6 protein-coding genes are annotated in these 7,207 nt (G+C 49.2%); 1 reads left to right on the top strand and 5 read right to left on the bottom strand.

Translation table 11 applies throughout. From position 1 onward, the window contains the following. Positions 1 to 255 precede the first annotated feature (255 nt). The 4 genes from ACTQ34_RS16935 to ACTQ34_RS16950 form a co-directional block, all read right to left on the bottom strand. The gene (locus ACTQ34_RS16935; RefSeq protein ID WP_441364802.1) at positions 256 to 654 is read right to left on the bottom strand and encodes a type II toxin-antitoxin system RelE/ParE family toxin; all 399 of its coding nucleotides are present in this window, start codon (positions 652 to 654) and stop codon (positions 256 to 258) included. 78 nt (positions 655 to 732) lie between these two features. Continuing rightward, entirely contained in the window at positions 733 to 1,722 is a 990-nt protein-coding gene (locus tag ACTQ34_RS16940; RefSeq protein ID WP_441364803.1) for a ParB/RepB/Spo0J family partition protein, read from the bottom strand. Next, positions 1,715 to 2,536, bottom strand: a complete 822-nt coding sequence (locus ACTQ34_RS16945) for a ParA family protein (RefSeq protein WP_441364804.1) — start codon at positions 2,534 to 2,536, stop codon at positions 1,715 to 1,717. The genes ACTQ34_RS16940 and ACTQ34_RS16945 overlap by 8 nt, the downstream gene beginning before the upstream one ends. Before the next feature lie 140 nt (positions 2,537 to 2,676). Then, positions 2,677 to 2,826, bottom strand: coding sequence for a DUF1540 domain-containing protein (locus tag ACTQ34_RS16950; protein WP_441364805.1), 150 nt, complete (start codon positions 2,824 to 2,826; stop codon positions 2,677 to 2,679). Positions 2,827 to 3,228: 402 nt separating this feature from the next. Between ACTQ34_RS16950 and ACTQ34_RS16955 the strand changes: the two genes are divergently transcribed. Continuing rightward, positions 3,229 to 5,586, top strand: coding sequence for a M13-type metalloendopeptidase (locus tag ACTQ34_RS16955; protein ID WP_441364806.1), 2,358 nt, complete (start codon positions 3,229 to 3,231; stop codon positions 5,584 to 5,586). Positions 5,587 to 5,765: 179 nt separating this feature from the next. Here the strand turns inward: ACTQ34_RS16955 and thiC are convergent, their stop codons facing one another. Further along, the gene (gene thiC, locus ACTQ34_RS16960) at positions 5,766 to 7,070 is read right to left on the bottom strand and encodes a phosphomethylpyrimidine synthase ThiC (protein WP_441364807.1); all 1,305 of its coding nucleotides are present in this window, start codon (positions 7,068 to 7,070) and stop codon (positions 5,766 to 5,768) included. Positions 7,071 to 7,207: the final 137 nt, after the last annotated feature.

A 7,207-nucleotide genomic window follows, 5' to 3' on the forward strand; every position in this document is an offset into this window, starting at 1 on the left:
TGGTTGTGGAAGGAGAAGTCTTCTCCATTCATGTTTGTACTTTTTTGGCCTTTATACGCCAGAAACCCGGCTTATGCCTGACGCATAGGCCGGGTTTCTCGACAGACTGGGAGGACGCGATTGTACTTCGCGTCCTCTATATATAAGTACGAAGCTGAAATCTGCAAAGCTCATGAAACACAAAATCCGTGAATTACCATGCCTGAGGCGGTGGGCGCTGCCTGTGAATGAACAGATACATATTTATCCCTCCCTTTATGACTCCTGTATCCACTGTCGGATATCGACTTCTAAAAGAAACTGTGTCGGATTATTTTCGATTTGACGCAGTTTTTCGAGCGCAGAAGCAAGTGCCACGTCCGTTTTTCTTTTGTGATCCTTTATAAAAGCTTCCAGCAATACGACATTGCCGGATGAGGTATACGCAAAAATAATGCGGATCAGTTGATTCTGGTATTTGTCGCGCAGTTCATACAGACAGCGGTATCGATCCATCTGAAAGTGCTTGACTTGCGGGCGGCCCAATGTGTCTCTTGGCAATATCAGCATGGCAATTTGCCTCAAGAATTTGTCTCTTTGCTTGTCTGGCAAAGTAAGCAAAAATTGTTTTACATCTACGCTCCTGCCATCTTGATACATACATAGTTTTTTCACAAAACACCACCTTTTGCAAATGAAAGAAAGGGATCACACGAACCAATCAGACGTGTAATCCCTTTCCCGCTTATCTCATTATGAATACTTGGCTTTCAGAAACTCCAAAAACAATGCTTCAAGCTCCTGATCGCTGCTGACTTTACTCAGATACGGCGCAAACTTTTTACGATTAAACGAGATCGTTTTTGGCTTGCTGTGTTGCAGTCTTTCTGCGTCAATCAGATTCCATGCTTTTCCGAGGACAGCAGCCGACACATGCGGCGGTGGACACGCTTTCTTAATTCGTTGCATGACGGCGACGGTCAGCTGCCAATCTTCTGTTTTCAGCCGTTCCCAAAACAGTTTTTGCGTTTCTTCATCGTAATACGAGATTGCAACGCCGCACATAAGGTTAAGACGTCGTTCATCCACGGCATCAAGCAGCGGCACAATCAGATAGGTAATCCGGACATCCCGTTGAATATCGTGCGGTTTCACGCCGAAGAATCCGGCAACGATTTCCCGTGTTGTAGACTTCGGTTGAATTTCAACAGAAGTGACATTTAATAAGTCGGTTCGTTTTCCTTGCCGTTTATGCGCCTCCAATAATGCCCGGTATGCCCAGCCTCGTTCACTAGGCAGCAGCCCTTGTCTCCGCTGCAAATTGGTCACCGTTGCGATCACGATAGCGCGGTCGTCATCCACAGGCTCGATATCGGCAGGCATCTCTGTCCAGCCGAGCAATTTGCAGGCGGCAACACGGTTATGTCCACTGAGAATTTCGTATCCATCGGCAATCGAACGAACCTTGATCGCCTCGATGAGCCCGTTGGCAGCAATATCATCTGCCAAAGTGCGCAGGTTTTCTTCACTGTACGGTTTGAAGCCGATATTGGCAGTGCAGAACGGGTGCAGTTGGTCGATTGGCAGGGTAGCCGTTCGTCTCCCTTGCGACGGTATCAGTTTTCCGCCAAACAAAACTTCATACGCCTGATCTTCTGCACTTTGCGCTGTAGTAGATGTTTCTACAGGTTTCACTGTTTCGGCGCGCCGCCGCAGCGTCACAGCGATATTCGGTTTACTCATGTGATAGCACTTCCTCTGCCATCAGAGCGTAGGATTTCGCCGCCGGACAGTCCGGTGCATAGTCCAGTAGGCTCTCACCATAGGCCGAATGCTCCGCCACACGGATGGAGTAATCGATCGGCTGCGTAAAAACATGGAGCTGTGTGCCGTAGTCCTCTTCGATCTGCTCCTTAACAGCCTTGGCAAGCAGCGTGCGGCCTTTGTACATGGTCAAAAGCAGGCCACGTAAAGAAAGGTTAGGCTGATAAGCTGCTCGTACACGGCGTACCAATTCTAGCGTATCCGGCAGCCCCTCCGCATCCAGATAGTGCGCTTGCACCGGGATAATAACCTCGTCCGAAGCAGCCAGCGCATTGATCATCTGCAAATCGGGATGCGGGCTACAATCGATCAATATGTAATCATATAGCGGACGAAGCATGTCCACGATCGTTTTGAGCACATAGACCGGTTGGATATCGTCCTTTTCGCTGAACATGGATGCCGTTGCCTGCATGACGGATAAGCGTGTTGCTACGCCACTGAGTTTCTGATTTGCGGGAATTAGGTCAAGGGAATGCTGCTGTAAAATCGCTTTGGCAAGACTTTCGGTCAACAATTCCGGACTGTCAATTGCCTGACACATCAATGTGGCAAGAGTCATTCTACAGTCAGAGGGTAACACGCCCATCGCGTTGGTAAGAGATGCTTGACTATCATTGTCGATTAACAGCACCTTTTTCCCCTGCTTAGTCAGTGCCGCACCAAGATTAAATGTCGTTGTGGTCTTCCCTGTTCCGCCCTTTGCATTTGTTATGCATATCACTTCACTCATTGTAACACCTCATTGATATTTTCGAACTAATAGTTATCAGTTTTTTCTAAATCAATCTTTTGACCCATGTTCCAACCATAAAAAAGTTGAATTATGTAGAAGATTCTGTTCTGAATGATAACTACTATTTCGCGCAATATCTAACAATGGGTACACTGGTCGACTGTCGGGTTAGCCTCGTGCGTACCTACCGTGATGCAGTCCAGCGCGCAGTATTCCGCGCTATCACAGTGATTTGCACACTGAGAAACCGTGCAGCGGATTGCCTTATTGCATTGAGCGTGATTCATGAATTTGACCTCCTTTGTTGGTTTGCTGTTATTATGCCCGTAATCAACCGGTCTATGCACGTTCGGCAGTGCGCAAGCCTTCCATCCATTATTTTCATTTAATTAAAAAATTGATTGAGTAAACAAATTGCTCCTACAGATCAAACTATGAAATTTTATTTACCGAAATGCTGAACGCAGAAGAAACTTCCGGTAGAACCAACCGCATACCCCTTGTCCGTTTTGGTCATGCATCATTTGCTGGGTCACCAACATTTCAGCCACAAAGTTATTGACTTTGTGGTTTTTTGCTCCTCTTAGATTTTATATTGCCCGCCATCTGTTATATATTGACAGCATTGGAAATGCATCGTATCATTGAATTGCACCATTCACACCATGATTTATGAAAGGACTGAAACTATGAATGTAACACGTCTCATTGCTGCGGGACTATCTGTTGCGACTCTGCTCACCACATGGCCTGCCGCACTTGCAGCAGACGAAAGCGTGCCTGCAACGCGTGGCAATGTCTGTGCCGCGTTGGTTGCGGCAGCGGATGACTACAACCCCGGCGTAACCGCTACCGACGTCATGCACGGCGACCCGGACGGTGATTTGCGCGAAAACGACCCAGTCACCCGCGCAGAAGCGCTGGTCATGCTGCAACGCGCTTTCGGCGGCCTGCCTGCTCCGCAAGGAAACAATGCCCGCTCCGGTTACCCTGCCTCTAATTTTACTGATGTTCCGGCATGGGCCGAAGAAGAGCTTGCCGATGTATTTGCCTCCGGCATTGTCGCAGGCACCTCCTCAACCACATTCTCGCCAGATGAAAATGTCACAATGGAACAGCTTGATTTGTTTATCCATCGCACATATGCACTTTTCGGAACCAATCTGAAGGATGACTTCTATGCTTCCGTGAACAAAAGCTGGCTGGACAGTTCGGAAATCCCTGCCGGTCAATATTCCACCGGCACATTCGACGCGATTGCAAACAATACAGAACCAATGACACAACTCATCGAGCAAACGGTTGCAAACCCTGTCGGCGAGGATGCTCAGCGCATAGCCACATTGTATACGAACATTCTGGATTGGGATGCGCGCAATGCGGCAGGTATCGAACCCATCCGCTCTTATCTGGATGCGGCTGAGGCCGCGCAAAGTGTAGATGAGCTCATGGCTGTCCATAAGCAGGTTGGCGAGGACCTTGCCAATGATACGCTGATGGGTTTTACCCTGTCCATTGACGACATGGACTCCAGCCACTATGCCGTTTCCTTCTCCCCTCTCTCCCCTAATCTGTCTAAGGCAATCTACGCTGCGGACAGCGGCAAACAGAAAGAGGCTTACCTCACCTTCATTCGTACTTTGTTTGAACTTGGTGGCGCGGATGAAGAAAGCGCCGCGGCAGATGCACAACGCGTATGGGAGTTGGAGAAAGATCTTTCCAGTCATGCACTTGACGAGCAGGACTATAGCGATGTAGAGCAAACCTATAACGTCTACACCATGGAGGAGCTTAAAGCCTTGTTCCCCACGCTCAATCTGGACGAGTTATATACCCAGAGCGGCCTTGCCCGCTCGGATAATCAAATTATTGTATCCGATACAGGCTTGCTCGAGGCTTCCGCCAAGTATTTCACCGAGGAACATCTGGATGACCTCAAGGCCTATTTTCGTCTGTCCATTCTCTTTCAATTTGGCGGTTTTCTGAGCCGCGACTTCCAGAATGCATCCAACACTTATCGGGAAGACATGCTTGGTGTTTCCGGCACGATGAGCGACGAGGAGAATGCCACCCAGAAGCTCCAGCAGTATCTCAGCGATGAACTCGGCCGCCTGTATGTGCAGGCCTACTTCTCCGAAGAGGCTAAGGCCGATGTAGAAGCTATGGTCTACGACTTTATCGACATCTATAAAGGCCGCATCCTCTCGCTCGACTGGATGAGTGATGCAACCAAAGAAAAAGCAGTGGAAAAGCTGGATTCCCTTAGCGTCAAGGTCGGTTATCCGGATGACGGAAAATGGAATGACTACTATAAAGGTGTTACGCTTAAAACCGCAGCCGATGGCGGCAGCTACTTTGACAATATCGTTACCCTCTTGCAAGCGCAAAAGAAACTGATGGCGCAGCTGCAAAGCCAGCCGGTTGACAAGGATATGTGGATGATGGCTGCCTACACGGTCAACGCATACTATGCTTCGTCCTATAATGAAATCGTGTTCCCGGCCGGCATCCTCCAAGCTCCGCTGTATGACGTCAACGCTTCGCGCGAAGCAAATCTCGGCGGCATCGGCTATATCATTGCCCATGAAATCACGCATGCCTTTGACAACAATGGTGCCAAGTATGATAAGAACGGCAATGCCACCGACTGGTGGACAGAGGAGGATTACACAGCTTTCCAGCAGCTTTGCAATGAAGTCATCGCGTTTTACGACGGCGTCGAAGCTGCCCCCGGCATCACCTGCAACGGTACGCTGACGCTCTCTGAGAATATCGCCGACCTTGGCGCAGCGCAGTGTGTTCTCGAAGCGGCGCAGAGCGAAGCAAATCCCGATTTGGACGCTCTGTTCCGTGCCATAGCCAACACCTGGTGCTCCACTATGCCGCGCGATACCGCCGCATATTACGCGACGCTGGATGTACATGCGCAGGACAAGCTGCGTGTTAACCGCGTGCTTCAGACGCTGGACGAATTCTACACCACCTATGACATCACCGAAGGCGACGGCATGTGGATAGCGCCTGAGGCCCGTGTCTCGATTTGGTAAACTGCCATAGGAAACCAAATAACCATATCCAAACGAAAACCGGCTCACCGAATGGTGAGCCGGTTTTCGTTGTGAATTGAAGCACTGCCGCCGACAGCAAAGTAGGAAAATTCTAGTTAGTATGTTCCAAGAGCATGGAAAACCCCGCCCACGATTGCACATCGTTTTATCTTTTCGACTTAAAGAATATCGATATACTCACCGTTCAGCGCCTTATTCATGCTTCTGATTGCGCAGAACTTGCCGCACATAGAACAGCTATCCTCATGCTCCGGAGCACGGCTATCACGTATTGCCTTTGCTGTTTCAGGATCGATGGAATATTCCCATTGCTTTTCCCAATCAAAGGTACGGCGTGCATCTGCCATGGCATCGTCAACATCTCTTGCATGAGGAATTTTTTTGGCAATATCCGCTGCATGAGCCGCAATACGAGAAGCAATAATGCCCTGCTTCACATCATCCACATTTGGCAAAGCTAAGTGTTCTGCAGGCGTCACATAGCAAAGAAAAGCGGCACCGGAAGCGGCGGCAATTGCACCGCCAATGGCAGAGGTAATATGGTCATATCCGGGCGCAATGTCGGTAACGATAGGGCCGAGTACGTAAAAAGGCGCACCCATGCAAATGGTCTGCTGCATCTTCATGTTGGCTTCAATCTGATCCATTGGCATATGTCCGGGGCCTTCCACCATTACCTGCACATCCTTTTCCCATGCACGTTTGGTCAGTTCGCCAAGGCGGACCAGTTCCTCAATCTGACAAACGTCACTTCCGTCGGCAAGGCACCCGGGACGGCAGGCATCACCGAGCGAAATCGTCACATCATACTCACGGCAGATCTCCAGAATTTCATCGAAGTATTCGTAGAAGGGGTTTTCCTCGCCGGTCATGCTCATCCATGCAAACACCAAGGAGCCGCCACGGGAAACGATATTCATTTTTCTCTTGTGTTTACGAATCTGCTCAATGGTTTTACGGGTAATGCCGCAATGGAGCGTAACAAAGTCAACACCGTCTTCTGCGTGAAGTTTTACCACATCGATAAAATCTCTCGCTGTAAGGGTGGCAAGGTCTCTCTGATAGTGGATGACACTGTCATAGACGGGAACCGTACCAATCATGGCAGGGCATTCCGCGGTCAGCTTTCTGCGGAAAGGCTGCGTATTGCCGTGGGAGGACAGATCCATGATTGCTTCTGCACCCATATTGACCGCCGACATAACCTTTTCCATCTCAACATCATAGTCCTTGCAGTCACGGGATACGCCCAAGTTTACATTGATCTTGGTGCGCAGCATCGATCCGACACCATTGGGATTGATGCAAGTGTGAAGTTTGTTGGCACAGATGACCACCTTTCCTTGGGCGACAAGTTCACGAATTTCTTCTTCTGTACGGTATTCCTTTTTCGCAACCTCTTTCATTTCGGGAGTGATGATGCCACGTCTTGCGGCATCCATTTGTGTTGTGTAATTTCTCATAATTTGTTTTCCTTTCAAGCAGATAGTTGGAAATGTCAAGAAATGTGCAGTCTGGAAACACCCAAAATCTGAAAAGCATGGTAATACAGCGCAGTTTTCCGAAGTGGAGCGTAGCGGAACGCAGGAAAACTGCGGCA

This window comes from Agathobaculum sp. LCP25S3_E8 (assembly GCF_052117165.1).
Taxonomy (GTDB): domain Bacteria; phylum Bacillota; class Clostridia; order Oscillospirales; family Butyricicoccaceae; genus Agathobaculum.

Excerpts from the sequence above, each read along its gene's own strand:
- ACTQ34_RS16940 (WP_441364803.1), bottom strand. The coding sequence starts at position 1,722 with ATGAGTAAACCGAATATCGCTGTGACGCTGCGGCGGCGCGCCGAAACA.
- ACTQ34_RS16945 (WP_441364804.1), bottom strand. The coding sequence starts at position 2,536 with ATGAGTGAAGTGATATGCATAACAAATGCAAAGGGCGGAACAGGGAAG.
- ACTQ34_RS16950 (WP_441364805.1), bottom strand. The coding sequence starts at position 2,826 with ATGAATCACGCTCAATGCAATAAGGCAATCCGCTGCACGGTTTCTCAG.
- ACTQ34_RS16955 (WP_441364806.1), top strand. The coding sequence starts at position 3,229 with ATGAATGTAACACGTCTCATTGCTGCGGGACTATCTGTTGCGACTCTG.
- thiC (WP_441364807.1), bottom strand. The coding sequence starts at position 7,070 with ATGAGAAATTACACAACACAAATGGATGCCGCAAGACGTGGCATCATC.